Below are 15875 nucleotides of genomic sequence, written 5' to 3'. Positions count from 1 at the left end.
CTGTGCCACACGTATCCGACATGTTGCTGTACGCAAACGATTTCGAGACCGGAATCCGAAGTAAAAATCTATACATAACGACCATTCGGTCCGACATGCGTTCAGTCCCGGTCGGTCGCTCGAAATTTATTACCGCAGGTATCTACTGAAGCCACCTTGATGAATCATCCGCTGCAATGCTCGAATTCGAATACCGCTGTGCGGCTCGGTCCGGGATGTGGGCAATGCGCCGCTCATCCGGGTGCAAATCACTCAGCGCCGTTTCCACTGCGATCCGGGTGGTCTTGATTACGCCTTTGGCCACCACAAGGTTTCCGCTGGCACCGATCGCCATCCCGATTCCGAACGGGGCCGCCTTCCCGATCACCAGAATCCCTTGTCGGGTGCCCCATTTGGTGACGAAGTTGACCCCCAGCACTCGGTTGAGGGAGCGGAGGCTCGCAGCGGGGACCGAGTTGGTGAGCAGCCTTCCCAGGTGCGCACCCGTTCGGCCCGCGGCTTTGCCCATGAAGGTCGATCCCCCGCCACCGGCCAGGACGGTCAGGACGACTGCCTTCTGATGCTCGAGGTCGGCGAGGTGGATTCCATGCACCTGCAGTACCGAAAGCACATGCGCGACCGAAGCAGTCAGGAACCAGGAGGTGTCGGCGCCCACGGTCGCGATCGCGGCAACGGTACCGACACCAGGGACTGCAGCGGCGCCACCGGACGCGGCCCCCGAAGCAACCACCGTAGACAGGAAAGTCGTCTCCAACTTCTTGACCAGCTGAGCGTCCGTGGCTTCGGGGTGTCGGTCCCGAAGCCTGGAGACTCGGCTGCTGACCAGCTTGTCCGCCGAGATCAGCGATCTGTCGAAGATTTTCAACAACCCAATGCTGTCTGGATTGGACTGATCCTCGTCCGCCTCGAACTCAGGGTTGGACTCCGCAACCACCTAGCCCCCCATCGTTGTACTCGGCCGAACTGCGTCAAGTTCCGCAATACCGAGCCCTCATGTCATACCGGGACTTGGTCTCCGCGTCAACGGCTGCATGAATCCTCGCTTTGAATCTTCATATGGCGCAACCAATTCGATCGCATCAGCCATGAATGATGTTGCGCGGCAGCTAGAAAGGTTAATCGTCTGATACGAAGCCAGTCCGATGCGGGCACCTCCGGCTCCGCCGCAACGTGGCGAATACAGGTGGACGTGCGGCGGTCACCGCTACCGATGGCGGCGAACAGTTCAACGACGGTGGTTGTGACGCAGTCGAATCCGCCAGCGGCGACCGTGCGCAGATACAGCAGCCCGCGGACGTCGGCCGCACCATCCTTCAGTCGGACCCGTTCGGCTAGGAACTACCACGTGCCGACGGATCGTTCATGTAGCGGCCAGGCTTTCGCCGTCGCCAACAGCCTGCCACGGCATTTGCACAGCAATCCCATACGGCTACATCGGCTCCCGCAAGTTCAGCACGGTGGAGAACACACTCGGACGACTCTGTTGGCGCTGGTAACTGCAGCAGGCCCCCCGGATCAGCCTATGGTCGGGCGTGGACATGTCCGACGATCAGATCCGGGCGCTGGCGATCGGGACCTGTCTCAGTTGTGTGCAGCAAGAGCGGCTGCGGCCGCGTCGATATCGGCCATCAGATGCTGCCAACTCGGCAGATCCACGATCGGACCCGAGTAATCGATCTGCCGAAGCAATTGACGACGATGCTCGTTGAAGCGTTTCGACACATGGATACGGCGACGACCGGTGCAGTCGGCGGCCTGGACGATGCATTCCTGAAGGAGCTGCTTCGGGTCAGCAATGGATTCCACCCTCCTCGGGCTTGGAAGCCCAAGGGCGTTTCGACCGCCCGGGTTACCAGCCACTCGTCGAATCGCCTGTTCGTCGAGCAGTAGCCACGCCTCGGTCATCCGGACGGGTATGACCGGAACGGTGGTAGCAGAGCAGTCGACAGACTCGACCGCTCTGGCAATCTCCTGCCGGCGCGCGTCCGACCCTGCGTTGTCCGCATCTCGGTGCACAACAATCACATCGACCGAGCTACCTAGCAGCGCTGTGCCCGCACGCACCCGGGATTCAACATCCTTGGCAACTTTAGGCAGGAGCGAGAAGTCTGGCTGGGTCAATCGCACATCCACGCCGCGTTCGATAAACAATGCTTCGACGATCTCGGCCAACGGCAGGTCAGATGTTCCTTCGCAGATGAACAGGCCCTGATGCACCTTGCGACTCATCCCACCATCCCGAGCGGCAAGGTAATCTGGGCTCCCACCGGAGCCGCAAGGTAAGGGAGGACATCCGCCCTTGAGAAGGTCAAACCACCCGCCACGGCCCTCCACGAATCCTGATAGGGAAGCAGCGACAGCGCCGCAGTCACCGTGCCATCAGCAGTCCGATACGGCCTCGTCTCCGCGAGCAGCACGTCTGCCGGATCACACAGCTGAAATACCCCCGGCGAGTGGGTGTTGATTATGACTTGCCGGAACGGATTACCCTGTCCGGGTTCCACTTTCGGATCAACGGCGAGGTCCCGGACCAGCTGCACCATCGCTGGCAGGTTTCCCGGATGGATACCGTTTTCCGGCTCTTCCATACAGACCAACCCAGTGAAAGCCGGATCCTCAAGGAGCACGCACAACGCCAGGAACCGCAAGGTACCCTCTGATAGTGCTCGAGCGGGCAACTGCAGGCCGCCACGTTCCCTGAGAAACAGCGTGAAAACCTCGCGAACCTGGTCGGGTTCAACCTTCAGGCTTTCCACACTGACACCCGACAGGTCGGACAGCCGATCAGCGACTTGCGCATACACCGCATCGGGATCCGAGCGATCCGCACCCGGCGCAGTTTCGTTCGCGATCCGGAACAGGGTCGACGCGAGATGACGACCGTCCGTCTCCATCGAGCGAGGATCAGCGAACCCGTCCGGCGCACGTAGCGCAGTCGGCTCCAATGCCAGCCTATGCCAGCTTTGCATCTCACGGCGAGCAGCGAGGATAGTAGGGTAGTCGTTGGTCGCCACCGTGCTCAGGACTGTCCGCCCCGCACGTGCAGCAGGTCTTGGCTGCGGCTTACCGAAACTTCCCCCGTCACCGTGAACATTGATGACGGTCGCACCGTCTCGTTCGACAGTGGATAAGAACGCTCCCCCACGACGCTGCCCAAGAACTACAGCATTGCGGAAATTCTTCGCATTGTGCGGAAAATGCAGATGCTTAGGCGCATCGCCCCTGTTGATATGCCTGAGCTCCTCACGGCGCAGCGTCAATCTGCCAACACTGCTCTCACCCTCCGGCGCCGAGTAGCCGAGCTCTAGCTCGTATCGGAGGAACGTCGCCGTTGCGCGTGCGAACGCTCCCAGATCATCCTCGACCTCCGCCGGAACAATCATCTCCGCAGCGAACGAGATCCGGCGCTCATGGTCCCGATATCCGTCCCAGAACAAGTCCCGGGGATCGGCGCCGCGCATCCCCGCCGCACCACGCACCCGCTGCGACGCCTCTACCAGAGGTTCGGATGCCAGGTGCGAGAGGAACTCAATTACGTCGAAGACGTTCGACTTGCCCATCCCGTTCGCACCGGCGATACACGTAAAAGGACCGAGATCAACCTGGACGTCCAGGAGGTTCTTGAAGCCTCGAATCTCCAGCCTGGTGAGCATGCATGCCAGGTTACCGCTTGACCGCCGGTAGCTGACTAGACCCGCGCTCGAAAGACGATCTTGGTCCTTGCATGGTGGCCCGAAGGTGCGCTGAGGTTCCCCCCGATCGGTGGACACCGGACTAGCAGGACAACAAGTCCCGCTGGAAGGATGTCCCTATGCCTCCTCGCAAGCGCCGGTCATTCACGACCGAGTACAAAGTCGAGGCCGCGCACCGGGTGATCGACACCGGGCGCACGATCGCCGAAGTCGTCCGCGAACTCGGGGGCGGTGAGCCTGTATTGGGTGGCTTGGTCGAGGACGAACGCCGCTGGCTGGCGGCGGCCGAGGTCCACGGCGAACAGCCTCTGAGCCCTGCCGAACGAGCCGAGTTGCTGGCCTTGCGCAGGCGAGTCTCGGAGCAGGACAAGGACATTGCGTTCCCGAAGAAAGTCGGCGTACTTCGCGGCGATGCAGCAGAACCGGCCCGGATCGAGCTGATGGCCGCGGAGTGCGCCGCCCCGCAGATCACCGGCGCACGGGCCGATGTCACCCGCTTGGCACGACTGCTGGATGTGTCGCGGGCGGGTTTCTATGCCTGGTGCGGGCGTGCGGCGGCCACCGTCCTGACCGACCGCCAGCAACGCCGCGCCGATCTGACGGTGAAAATCCAAGTCATCCATAAAGATTCCGATGGCACCTATGGATCACCGCTGAGCTGCGCGAGCAGGGTGATCGAGTCTCCGAGAAGACGGCCGCGGCGATCATGGCCGAGATCGGGCTGGCCGGGATCAGCCCTCGCACCTTCAAGATCCGCACCACGATCGTCGATCCGGCCGCGTCGTTCCCGGCGGATCTGGTCGATCGCTGCTTCGATCAGGGGCGCCTCGATGCGGTGTGGACCTCGGATATCACCTATTTGACCTGCGGTGAAGGTGATATGTTTTTGTGCGCGATCAAGGATGAGCACTCCAAGAAAGTGCTCGGATGGACGGTGGCCGACCATATGCACACCGAATTGGTCACCGACGCTGTCGAGTTGGCTGTCGCTGCTCGCTGCTCGCGGGCGCTTCCGTGAGGGCCGATTCTGCATTCGGTCAGGGGCAGTCAATACACCGCCGGTGACATGGCTGCGAGGTGCTCCCGCCACGGGCTGCGCAGATCGATGGGCGCGACCGGAATATGCTGGGACAATGCCGGCGCGGAGAGCCTGTGGTCGACTTTCAAGCACGAGTACTACTATCGGCACACTTTCGCCACGAAAGCGGAACTCGTTGCCGCAGTTGACAAATGGATGCAGATGCCTGGATGCCCTACGATCTGAAGGGCCGCGCCCAGCCGACTATCTATTCTGTACGGGTTGCGTCCAGCCACGCCTTGCCGCTGCCTTGAAGGAATTTTCCGAGATTCTGGATTCGGAGACCGATCCGGAGGACCCCACCTACTTCGGCACACCGACCGAGACCGGTGTCGACAACTACTTCGAGCCAGATGGAAGCCCATCCGACGTGTGGTCGCGATACGAGATATGAGCACAACCTACGACCAGAACCGATGATGGGGATAGTTGTGGCACAGTTCACCAACGAGGTCGAACACATTCTTCGCGCTGCGGGATGGCTGCCCGGCAGGCAGGTCGATACCGACGCCTGGAGAGAGAGGCTGGAACTCGGCGGGTTCAGGTGGAACGTAGCGGCGGATCGATTTCTCGAGGAATTCGGAGGACTGGCTGTTGATGTATCCGGCCCGGGAATCACTTCCGCCCGTGAACCTTTCGAGTTGGATCCTACGTTGGTCGAGGGCGACGACGACAGATTCGCCGGATGGGCCGAGGTCGTCGGTGAGTCGATCGCACCGGTGGGTGAACTCGACTCCGGCCGCTACTTCCTCGGAATGTCCGAGACGGGCGATCTCTACCTGGTTGCCGATTGGCTCGCCTCGTTCGGCCAGATTCCAGAGGCACTCGAGTCCCTGATCCTCGGAAGATCACCTGTGCCCGTTGAAGAGGCGTGACTCGGTGCCGAGCACCCGAGACCATAACTAAGAGAGGAAACCATGACCACAACGTACGACCAGGCATTCGAGACCATTATCAGCCACTTCAGGCCGAAGTGGAGTCATGGCACTTTCTATATCGACGATCAAGAAATCGTCGAGACCGATGAGCTTTACGTGTTCAAGGTAGGAGCACGCGAGTGGCTCGTGGACGGCGATCTGTCGTTCGCCATCGCGGGCGGAATTCCCGTGGTGTACAAAGATTCAGGTCAGCTGGGTTCCCTTCCCTCCGTAACGGTAGCCACCAACCCCAATGTTCGGATGCGGCCTAATCCGAATCCGGTTTTTGCAGCAGCAGACTCTGAATGACTGAGCTGCTTGATCATCCAGTTGATCAGTACGCGAGCCTGCGGCAATCTCCCGCTTTCGATCAGCTGGCTCCGGTACTCCAAGGCGCTTAGGGAGGTCAGCCGAACTGCCGACAAGGAACTGGCGCTGGTGGCGAATCTCGTCGGGAAGCCCGCTGCAGCCCCGGCAGTTTGGAGAACCGGCGCACAGTGGGATCCAGCCTTCGCCGAGTCGGAGCTACGGCCTGCAGCTGGTCACCGTGCTGTGCATAAGAACGAACCCCAAATCTCCAGGCCGACTCCAGACCATCAAGGCCTCGAATGACGCTGCCCACCAGAACGGTTCAGCGTTGCCAGACTTCACTCGCGAGGAACCTGTCCCACTGATCAGCGGAGAACACCAGCGCAGGTCCTTCTGGATTCTTCGAATCACGAACCCCGACCGCGGAGCAGGACAGGTGGGCGATCTCAACGCAATCCGCATTGGGCTGGCTATAGGTGCTCTTGAACCACTCGGCACCGGACAGGTCTACGGTCACGTCCCGGACTCCTTCACCATCTGCTGCACCAACTGCTTGGTGTCATCCGCGGTCAACGCTACCCGCTGAATGTCCGTAATCGCCCGACGATGCCGGTCGATCATGTCTGCTCGCTCCAGGTACAACCCGCCTTCGTAGCCCTCCACGTAGACCACGGGCGGCTCCACGAGATGGCTTGCGAGAGGCGGGAATTCCAGCAAAGTGAAGGACTGTACGAGTAGGCCCAGATGGCTTCCGGCGTTCATCGGAACGATCCGTAGCGACAGATTCGGCCGGGTATCGATCAGTTCAAGAATGTGGTTCATCTGCTCAACCATGACGGACGGGCCACCGGGTGTATGCCGAAGCACTCCCTCCGACAGCAGGATGTCCACGCGAAAGTTCGGGTCCGCCAGTCGGACCTGCCGGTGGGCAGCAAGTTCCAGTCTCCGGTCCATGTCGGCCGCAGACAGGCTCGGGTCCCCGATGTAACTCACGGCCCGCCGGTAGCCGGCCGTCTGCAGCAATCCCGGCAACAGCACAACTTGGTGAGTGGTCAGGTGCGTCGCGACAGCCTCCAGACCCAGGTAGTGGTCGAAGTGCGGTGCATACTGGTCGGTGTACGCCTGCCACCAACCTTTGGTCGTGCCAGCCAGTTTCGCTGCATGCGCTTGGTCCTTCACCTCCTGCCACAGCCTGAGGACTTCCTCCCGCCCCTCACTCGGATCCGAAACCTCGTAGAAGTCGAGGAGGTCCCGTATTTGCGACGAGCAGATCTTCACTTTCTGCCCATCCTCCATACGTCCGATGCTCTGCGGCGATAGCTCGATGTGCAGACCGGCTGCCAGCTGGCTCTTTTTCGACTGAACTCGGTAGCCGCGCAGCCTGCGGCCGAGAGCCCTTCGGGGAAGCGATGATCCGGCCATTTCGTTAGCCTCGCTATCTGGGAATCTCCGTTCTGGAATGCCCCTGGCTGGAATGCTCGTCGTCTTCCGCACATACCCAGCTGGACGTTCCAATTCTATTGCCGCAGGTGTCTACTGAAGTCACGAACGCGAAATGCCGAGGGGAGCATCGAATGACAACCCATCTGCCGTCGAAGGACCTGCTCCTGGAGGCCTGCACTGGCACTGTCGCTCTACCGCATCCGCTTCTACAGGCCGCGTATGAACTGGCCAGTCTGCACGAAGCCCGGCACGTCGCTGATCCGGAAGAGATTGTCGAAATCGACTGCACTCGAGCCAGATTGATACACGACATCGACTGTTGGACCGCACAGGAACTGCCACGCCCGTATGCCGCCGCAGCCCTTCACACCGAAACGGTCGGTATGGTCATCGACCGCATTGCCCAATTCTCTGTCGACGCTCATATAGCACTGAGCAGCCCAGCCGCCGAGTGCCGGCTGCACTACGCGTGGAAGCGCCTCGCAGAACTGTCACTCGCCTACGCGGACCTCTCCCACGACCTGACCGCGCGCACCCGCCGCATCCCCGACTACACCACTCCCCACCCGGAAGACCTTCAGCACCAGCAGATTTGAGATCCCTCACCGAAAGAGGTGCACGATGACCGCAGCATGGCTGCCCTTCCTCATCGGCATGACCACCGGCAGCGTCCTGGTCTGGTTCCTGAGCGCGATTCCCTCCCACAGTCGCACACCCTCGGCCGAAAGTTGGACCGTGGCCGCTATCGCCTCTCGCATCGAGCGAGAACGCAGTGACCGCCGCCGCGAAGGGTTCCGCACCTGCACAGCGGCCCCCACCCGGCACCGGCAAGCACATACGTCTCGGGAATGAACAGTGCGCGACCGTCCCTCAAAGCGTGTTTCGCATGAGTTGCGTTGCGCCACTGCCAGAGTCACTGCCATCGAACCCACCAACAGCCAGGATCCACGCGATCACCGACACGTTTCGAAAAAGCTCTTGGACGCACAAGTTCGCCAGGGATAGCTCCTTGTAACATCATCAGACGAGCGGCCTCCTGCAATCAGCAACAAGCTGCCGCCACTTTGTTTCCATCTCGCTACGAGATATGAGCGGTTCACCAGACTGGTCGAATAGTGAGACAAACTCACGAGAGCTCGACGTAGAAATTCCGCACGATTCGTGCAGCAATCTCATGAACTTCATTCTGCTGGAAAGAACATCTCCCACTGATCGCAGGTATGCTACTGCGTCATCTAGCGATCCACCGCTTACGACCAGACTGCGGAATTCACCGTTGATCTCATCTCGCCGCTTCTCTGCAGAAATTCGAGGATGCGGAAATCCTTCACATACGATCCAATGGCCACCTTCCTCCGTCGTGATACCACTGACCACGCGGCCGTCATTCGACCTGGTGACGAATTCAATCCTTCCCTGATCATCGACGAGCTGAGTAACATCCAGATCCTCACTGAGTGCGGTCCTCACCCATCCGAGCTCCTGCCCTTTGACGGTTACTGCCGGAGTGATGAGAAAGGATCCATCTTCGGCAAAGACTCCCGCCTCCCGAGCGTGTCGCAGCCACAGGTCGGTGATATCCGCGGATGCACTACCCAGCGGAGCCGTGGCAACGGGCCTGATCTGACCACTAGCAATGACGAGCGAAGCCTGAACCACCGTCGGCTCCGACGTAGCAGCATTTAATTCCATAGCTACGAGCCCGCTTGCTTCGATCTTTTGGAGCGGAGAAAGGTGTTTCGGCTGCATTGCTATTCCTCGTAGTAGAAGTGGTGGTCGCCGCCGGGTTTGTCCAGCGCCCTGTAACGTTCGAAGTCGTCGATTCCGTCGCGTGTATTATCCCACCCGAAGTTGACGAAGTTCCTGGTGCGGAGCTCTGGCGTGTCCCCCTTGGGGGCGCCAGCGTGGAAGTGCAATCCAGCTGGGTCATCCGTGTGCTCCACGATGACACGCGCACCATTTTCTGTCTCGAACTGGCGAAAGCTTCCCCAGTGGGTGGGGTCCTTTGCGTACCAATGTCCCGGCATATTTGTCAGCGTCTTGTCACCGGTGACGATCCATTCAGCGTCCGGCACGGTCCCGTACGGCACACCTGCCAGATCAAAGGCGGCGCGTTCCGCTTCTTCTCGTGACGCGAATGGATTTCCTGGATTGCCCTTCGGAGGACAGTTCGGAGTGAGCCCGAGGGGGTCCGTCCACATTGTCGGGTTGTGCGGGTACGTGTGGGGATTCGGTGCCGGGGCCAGACCCAACGGGTCCGAGGTTAGAAACCGCCCAGTTGCAGGGTCGTAGAAGCGGTGAAGGTTGTAGTTCAGCCCAGATTCAGGGTCATACTGTTGGCCGGCGAAGCGCAAGGGGGTGCTTGCCTCGCCAGACCAAGCCGCTGTCCCCCACAGCGTCGTGGTCGATATTGCTGCCGAGGAAGCAGACTCGACGTCTATGAGTTCAGTGGGTGTTCCGACGAGGTCAGTGATGATTGCGTAGAACTCACGGTCGATGCTCGACTGGCTGCTAAATTGCGTGATGGGTGTGTGGGAGTTCGGCTCATAGTTCCACCGCATTGTTGATTCTGCGGTGACCTGCTCGACCAGGTGGGTACCGTCCCAGGTGTAGTCGGTGCGTTCAACTACCGAGCCGCCTTCGGTCAGTTGCTGTTTGGTGGTACGGCGACCGAAAGCGTCGTAGGTGTAGTGCCACTGCTGCCCGTTCGGCGTACGAATACCGGTGAGCTGGTCGAACGCGTTGTAGTCGAAGTGCCAAATGTCGGGCTTGCGGGACAGACGAGTAGTTGTCTTGCGGATCAGACGGCCGGCTGCATCGTAGCGATATCGGGTCTGACCGTCGCGGATAAGCAGGTTGTTGCGGTACTCGCGATGGCCCCCGAAGGCCGAATCATGTGTCTCGTCATAGGTATTGATGGAGTTGCCGTGCAGTGTCGGCTGCGACGGCGTGGGTCCAAGAGCCGCAGTGCCGAACGACAGGGCACTTGTTACGTTGCTGATCTGGTCATATGTGTAGACCTCGGCACGCACGCCATCACGGGTGATCGTGGTAGCTCGGCCGATCTGGTCCAGCGTGTAGTTCGATTCGACAGTTCCTACGGCAGGCCGGGTAAGAGCGTGACCGGTGAGGTATCCATCGGGGCGGTAGCTGTACTCGTCGCGCCGAATCAACTCCGGTCCAGGACGAGAAGGCTCAAGGTTCAGCGATGTTGCGGGGAAGGCGATGACGTCCTGCGTAGTGATCTGACCGGCCGCCGACAAACTGTGCCGGACGTCGATTTCGCCAACTCGCCAGCCTGCGGGGCGCCCAACTGCGTCGAAGTTGAAGGTCACGAGGTGTCCATCAGCATCCGAGGTGCGAACCCGATTAGTAGAGTCCCACTGCCAGGTGGTGACGCCGCCACCCGGGGTTGTGCGTTGGATGCGGCGGCCGTACGGGTCGTGCTCATATTGCATGACAGCTTGACCATCGAGGCCCTGTGTGAGTAGTTGCCCCGTTCGCGTATATGTGAGTTCGACGGTATGAGTGGCGTTTTCGCCACAACCGGAGCTGGCAGCAAGCACTCGACCGACACAGTCGTGGCGAAAACGCAGCCACTCACCGGTGTCAGCAACGACCGCGGTGAGCCGACCGAGAATATCGTGAGTGTGACGGCGGGTGATATCGCCTGCCGTGGTGATGGATTGGACTCGACCGTTAGCATCATGGGTGTATTTGGTAGTCGCGCCGGTGTAGTCGGTCTCCGACGAACGTCGACCAGCAGCGTCGTAGGCATAGGCCCAGGAGTTTCCAAGTGGGTTGGTCACGGCGGTGAGGCGGCGTTCGGTGTCCCAAGCGAATCGGGTAGTCGTGCCGTCACGATCGGTACGTTCCGAAGGCAAATCGAAAGCCCCGTAGACGAATCGGGTGATTCCGCCGCTGCGATCAGTGTGGACTAGAAGATTGCCCTCTCCGTCCCACCTCCATGATTCACCGTGACCGTCCGGGTCAAGTCGAGCCGCCAGCTTGCCCTCCGGTGTCCACCGGAAATGCGTGATCGCCCCCAATGGGTCGGTGACTCGGATAGCCCTCCCGAAGTCGTCACGCTCGATATGGGTCACGGATCCAGAGGGACCGACCACTACCGCTGGTAGGCCAGCCGCGTCGACCTCTACCACCGTGCGAGCACCAGTCGGTGCGATCACCTCCGCAACAGCGCCATTCGAGTGGTAGGTGTAGCTAGTGCGACTTCCGGACGCGTCGACAACGGCTACCAGATTTCCGACCTTGTCCCACTCCTGCCGCCGCACACTGCCATCTGGCTCGGTAATGGTGGTCGGCATTGAGTCAACGCCGTACTCGATGGTGATGTCCATGCCATCGGGACGAGTGATCCGAGTGGCATCCCCCTCCCCGTTGTACTGATAACGGGTGACAGCTCCATGAGGGGCAATGACTTTCAGCGGTTTGCGTTGCGCGTTGTAGTCGAGATGAGTGTGGTTACCAGAAGGATCGACCACGTCACGCAACCGCAGGTCACGGTCGAATCCGTATGTACTCGCCCCGCCGAGGGAATTAGTGACGGTGGTGACGTGCCCGGATCCGTCTGGGAACTCCCGGTATTCAAGGTCGCAGTTGAGCACGCCATTAGGGCCGCGCTGACGAGCCACCCGTCCAGCTTGATCGTAGGTATTGATCATGCGGTTTCCGTTGGTGTCGGCCCACGACACCATGCGCATTGACTCGTCGTAGGTGTAGCGCATAGTGGCACCCACACCGTTCGTGACCGCCACCAGACTCCCTGCCGCGTAGCCGAACTTCCTTACTCGACTTCGGCTTTCGTCGGCACCCACAACCGCCATTGCAAGCACACGCCCCGCGCCGGTCTCGATCTCCACTCGGTAGCCGCCAGAATGCGATACCGCGACCGGCGCGCCGTCATTGTCGTAGTGGAAGCGGATCCGGTTGTGGTGCCGATCAGTGATCGCACTGATCGCAAGGTTGCCCAACCGGGTATCCAGACCACCCAATCCCGGCTCGGGCGCGAAGTGCCAGAGCAGTTCCCGCCTCGGATCCCGCACACGGTAGCCGCCATTTTCGGTGCGTGTGAGCGTCCATCGACGGCCATCAGTCGATGGCTCTACCGGTACCCCCGGTTCGGCATGCGAGTAGGCCAGCAGGACCCCATCTTCCGACAGAAGGGTCACACCTTCGTGATCTACCACCAGGCGCATGTCCAAGGTCGCGGCCCACGATGGCCCGAACCAGCGTCCGAACCGGTAGCTCGAACGGTGGGTCCGCCGCAGCATCAACCCCAGTACGCCCGGTAAATCGAGATCGATCTCTGGGAGCAGGAAGGCACCCGTCGCAATGTCGACCGGATCATCGGTACATGTCTTTTCTTGGAGTTCACTGGTGTCTTCGGGGTTGCCGTTGCGCGCGTGCTCGGGCGCTGGCTGGTCGGCGACCGCGCGCTCATCTAGCGTCGGGTTGTGATCGACCTGCGCAGGCTCCGGATGCTGCTCATGGTTTGGGGCGCCGTGTTCTGGCGGGGCGTCGTGCCCGCCGGCGTGTGTGCCGTCAGGATTCTCGGGATGCGGATCGACATGCGGGCTGCTACCTGAGTCACGCAGTGTGTTCAGCGGTTCGCCGTGCGGCGCAGCCGAACCGGGTTCATGGGAGGCAGGCGGAGTGGTCTCCAGTTTCGGGGTCGTCTCCGAGACCGGGTTCTCTGCGCGGGCCGGAGCTATGTCCGCGGGCCGATCGTTGTGGGGCGCGCTGGAATCGGTATCCGGTCGCGGATCTTTCTCCGGATTCGACGGTGGGACATCCTGGTCCCGATGTGGCGCAGGCGAGTCGGCGTCCGGGACGTGCTCGTTCGCCGGATGAGGTTGCGCGACAGGCTGTTCCTGATTCGGGACGGGCGATGAGGAGTCCGGCGCTACTTCGTTCGGGCGGGCATCAGCAACTGGATTGGCTTGTGGTGCAGCACCGTCTGGATGCGGGGCAGCGGCTGGGCCGCCGCCCTCTGGTGCGGCAGAGCCGGGAGCGGCACCGTCAGGATGCGGCAGGCCCGCCTTCGGAGCCTCTGCATCAGGCGCATCCGGTTTCGTCGCGTTCGGCTTGGTCTCCGATGGGGCTCCCGAATCACTGGGAGCCCCGGCGCGGTCCGGTTTCGGTTCGGTGCGCGCGGGAGCCGCCGGGGCATCGCCGCGCGGCAGAGCGCGGCCGGGGGATGCGCTGGGGACGTCTTCGAGCACGCTGGTGGTGGCCTTGGTGACCTTTGTGGCGTTGCTGAGCTCATCCAGGGCATCGACGCCGATCTTGGCCGACCCGCCGCCACCGGTCGCGACGGTGAGCACGACGTTGCCGGTGATCGCGCCAGCCGCCTCGAAGGGGTTCTGGCGGGCGTCCGAGAGCATGGCGCCGACCGTTGCGCCTGGGTCTGCGGCGGCCACGACCATTCCGGTGCCCAGGTCGGACATGCTCGAGATGTATTGGGCCGGGTGCGAGATGTTGTATGGGTCAAGGACATCCACTGAGCGGGCGAACTGGGCTATCGAGGTGAAGCTGGTCAGGACTCCGGCGTAGAAGCTGTTTTTGCCGTTCTCGTAGACGCCGTTCAGGTCTTCGAAGTTGTCGGTCCAGCGGGCGGTGAAGGAGGGTTCGGTGGGGGCGTCCTGGGTTTGGGCTTGGAGGCCGCTCACTACGGTGCTTGCGATGCTGTCTCGTTGGGAGCGGGCGTTCTTCAGGATGTCTCGGGCTGCGTCTCGCATCGGCGACCAGGTGTCGACGAGGGTGGTCTTCTTTTTGTCCTTGTCCGACAAGGCGTTCCAGGAGTCCTTCTGGGATTTCTCCTCCTTGTCGGCGGCCTCCCACTTGTCGATCGCCTCTTGCGCCTTCGCCTGGCCGGTGATGACTGCCCAGTACCAACTGTCAAGGTGCGCCGCGGCTTTCGAGAATGCGTCGCCTGCGGTCCACCACAGCTTGGGCTGCTTGTCGAAGGCGCTGTGGAATGCGGTGGCGCCCTTGCCGGTCCAGTCCGCTACGTCGATGGTGCGCAAGGCGTTTCCGGTCGACTCGATCGAGGTCGACATGGTGCGCAGTTTGTCGGCGACGTCGTGGATCTTCGACGGTTCGCCGCGGATCAGTTCCGTCTTGTCCTTGGTTTGGCCGAGTTGCCGCTCGAGGACCTCGCCGCCCTGGTGATCGGCGATCTCATCGCCCAGGTCCTGGATGGCGGACGCGACCGAATCCGCGCCGACGTCGCGGGCCAGGTCCGCGACCTCGTAGGTGCCGCGGTCGATGATCGAGCCGGCCTTGGTTTCGACCTCGTCGATGCCGTTCTCGATCGCATCGCCGATCTTGTCGACGAAGTCCCCCAGCCCCACTAGTGTTGTCCCCCTTCAACACCCGGGGTTGCGGGATCGGGATGCAGGATCTGCGCCGCTCGGGCAGCGGCGCCGGTGTTCCAGCCCGCTCCCCCATCATTACCGAGCGGATTTTTGAACAACTGGTCGTTCGCCAGGGCTTGCGGGCCGACCGCCTTGACCACTTGCCCGTCGGTGCCGACGTGGTTGAGCATGTCCTGGAACGACTTGTCGCTGTAGTCGGGATGGGCCAGCGCGTTGAACTCGTTGTCGGAGAAGGTCTCGCTCCACGACCGGCTGTCGATCTGGTCCTTCGACAGATGCGGGTCGCTGAACAGGTCGCTGTACGCCTCTTTCAGTGCGTTCTGACTCTGCTGATCCATCATGTGATAGCGGCCGGCCGCCAAGCCGACCGCCTCGGCCATATTGTTCGCCGATTGCACCAGGGACCGCACACCCCACGACCAGCGGTCGCAGAAGGTTTCGAACGTCGACTGGACCGACGCCTTGCCTGCCTCCAGGGGTGACAACGCCAGCAGCGAGAAACCTCGGCCCAGTGCGCCGGTTTCCTTGATGCCCAGGCCCGACAGCTCGCCGATGATCGCGTTGATGCCTGCCTCGGCCTGTTTCAGCACGGCCGGTTCGACCTTCAGTTCATCGCTCATGACCCCACACCCACTTCGTCGACGTCGGCGGGCAGCTGCGGCGGGAAGGCCACCGGCGCGGCACCCGCGCAATCGACCGATATTCCGGTCGGCTCGAGGCGTGAGGCCGCGTAGTCGATCAAACGGCAGCCGAGCAAGGTCTGGTACTTGTACTCGTGATCGGCCGCCACCCCTCGGGCAACCATGTAGCGAGCGTATTCCTCCATGCTGGTGAAGGCGCAGATCCAATCGATCTCGCGCACCCGCGAGGTGAATACGCGGTCGGTGTCGACCAACGGCACGAGTACCGCGGCCTGCTCGAAAGCCCGGCGCAGCAGCTCCGGCTGCCCGAACCCGGCGTAGAACGCCGCGATCTCGGACCGCAACCCCATCAAGCCATCATTAGCGCTAGTCAAGACAACACCCCCTGCAGACAGTTC

Annotated in this window: 15 protein-coding genes and 1 pseudogene; 7 read left to right on the top strand and 9 right to left on the bottom strand. The window is 61.5% G+C overall.

Features of this window, described 5'->3' with window-relative positions:
* Positions 1–142: 142 nt before the first annotated feature.
* The 3 genes from OG716_RS00125 to OG716_RS00115 all read right to left on the bottom strand — a co-directional run bounded on the left by OG716_RS00125 (position 143) and on the right by OG716_RS00115 (position 3653).
* Entirely contained in the window at positions 143–934 is a 792-nt protein-coding gene (locus OG716_RS00125; RefSeq protein WP_405135704.1) for a hypothetical protein, read from the bottom strand.
* Positions 935–1581: 647 nt separating this feature from the next.
* Positions 1582–2229, bottom strand: coding sequence for a hypothetical protein (locus OG716_RS00120; protein ID WP_405135703.1), 648 nt, complete (start codon positions 2227–2229; stop codon positions 1582–1584).
* Positions 2226–3653 (bottom strand): AAA family ATPase, encoded by a 1428-nt coding sequence (locus tag OG716_RS00115; RefSeq protein WP_405135702.1) that lies wholly within the window; start codon positions 3651–3653, stop codon positions 2226–2228. Before OG716_RS00115 ends, OG716_RS00120 begins: the two co-directional genes overlap by 4 nt.
* A gap of 158 nt (positions 3654–3811) precedes the next feature.
* Between OG716_RS00115 and OG716_RS00110 the strand changes: the two are divergent.
* The 5 genes and pseudogenes from OG716_RS00110 to OG716_RS00090 form a co-directional block, all read left to right on the top strand.
* Positions 3812–3982, top strand: a pseudogene (locus OG716_RS00110) (transposase); the annotation flags it as partial.
* Between the two features lie 416 nt (positions 3983–4398).
* Positions 4399–4710 carry a DDE-type integrase/transposase/recombinase gene (locus OG716_RS00105; protein ID WP_405135701.1) on the top strand — a complete coding sequence of 104 codons (312 nt, stop codon included), beginning with the start codon at positions 4399–4401 and terminating at the stop codon, positions 4708–4710.
* 48 nt (positions 4711–4758) lie between these two features.
* Positions 4759–4956 carry an integrase core domain-containing protein gene (locus tag OG716_RS00100; protein ID WP_405135700.1) on the top strand — a complete coding sequence of 66 codons (198 nt, stop codon included), beginning with the start codon at positions 4759–4761 and terminating at the stop codon, positions 4954–4956.
* Between the two features lie 167 nt (positions 4957–5123).
* The gene (locus tag OG716_RS00095) at positions 5124–5645 is read left to right on the top strand and encodes an SUKH-3 domain-containing protein (protein ID WP_405135699.1); all 522 of its coding nucleotides are present in this window, start codon (positions 5124–5126) and stop codon (positions 5643–5645) included.
* A gap of 42 nt (positions 5646–5687) precedes the next feature.
* On the top strand, positions 5688–5996 hold the full coding sequence (locus OG716_RS00090; RefSeq protein WP_405135698.1) for a hypothetical protein: 309 nt from the start codon (positions 5688–5690) through the stop codon (positions 5994–5996).
* Positions 5997–6318: 322 nt separating this feature from the next.
* On the opposite strand, the gene OG716_RS00085 is transcribed toward OG716_RS00090, so the two are convergent.
* Together OG716_RS00085 and OG716_RS00080 are read right to left on the bottom strand one after the other, a co-directional pair.
* A complete protein-coding gene (locus tag OG716_RS00085) occupies positions 6319–6513 on the bottom strand; it encodes a DUF397 domain-containing protein (protein ID WP_405135697.1) in 195 nt (64 codons plus the stop codon).
* Positions 6510–7418, bottom strand: coding sequence for a DUF5753 domain-containing protein (locus tag OG716_RS00080; RefSeq protein WP_405135696.1), 909 nt, complete (start codon positions 7416–7418; stop codon positions 6510–6512). Before OG716_RS00080 ends, OG716_RS00085 begins: the two co-directional genes overlap by 4 nt.
* Before the next feature lie 152 nt (positions 7419–7570).
* On the opposite strand from OG716_RS00080, the gene OG716_RS00075 reads away from it, so the two are divergent.
* Positions 7571–8035 (top strand): DUF4254 domain-containing protein, encoded by a 465-nt coding sequence (locus OG716_RS00075; protein ID WP_405135695.1) that lies wholly within the window; start codon positions 7571–7573, stop codon positions 8033–8035.
* A gap of 25 nt (positions 8036–8060) precedes the next feature.
* Entirely contained in the window at positions 8061–8291 is a 231-nt protein-coding gene (locus OG716_RS00070; RefSeq protein ID WP_405135694.1) for a hypothetical protein, read from the top strand.
* 168 nt (positions 8292–8459) lie between these two features.
* Here the strand turns inward: OG716_RS00070 and OG716_RS00065 are convergent, their stop codons facing one another.
* The 4 genes from OG716_RS00065 to OG716_RS00050 are packed head-to-tail and all read right to left on the bottom strand — an operon-like array spanning position 8460 to position 15827.
* Positions 8460–9188: a hypothetical protein gene (locus OG716_RS00065; protein ID WP_405135693.1), complete on the bottom strand. Its 729-nt coding sequence runs from the start codon at positions 9186–9188 to the stop codon at positions 8460–8462.
* A gap of 2 nt (positions 9189–9190) precedes the next feature.
* Entirely contained in the window at positions 9191–14812 is a 5622-nt protein-coding gene (locus OG716_RS00060) for a putative T7SS-secreted protein (protein WP_405135692.1), read from the bottom strand.
* A complete protein-coding gene (locus OG716_RS00055) occupies positions 14812–15456 on the bottom strand; it encodes a hypothetical protein (RefSeq protein ID WP_405135691.1) in 645 nt (214 codons plus the stop codon). Before OG716_RS00055 ends, OG716_RS00060 begins: the two co-directional genes overlap by 1 nt.
* Positions 15453–15827, bottom strand: a complete 375-nt coding sequence (locus tag OG716_RS00050) for a hypothetical protein (RefSeq protein WP_405135690.1) — start codon at positions 15825–15827, stop codon at positions 15453–15455. Before OG716_RS00050 ends, OG716_RS00055 begins: the two co-directional genes overlap by 4 nt.
* Between the last annotated feature and the right edge of the window lie 48 nt (positions 15828–15875).

This window comes from Nocardia sp. NBC_01388 (assembly GCF_045040085.1).
GTDB lineage: Bacteria > Actinomycetota > Actinomycetes > Mycobacteriales > Mycobacteriaceae > Nocardia.
The sequence above is the reverse complement of the archived record's forward strand: the minus strand, read 5'-3'. Positions and strand labels throughout refer to the sequence as shown.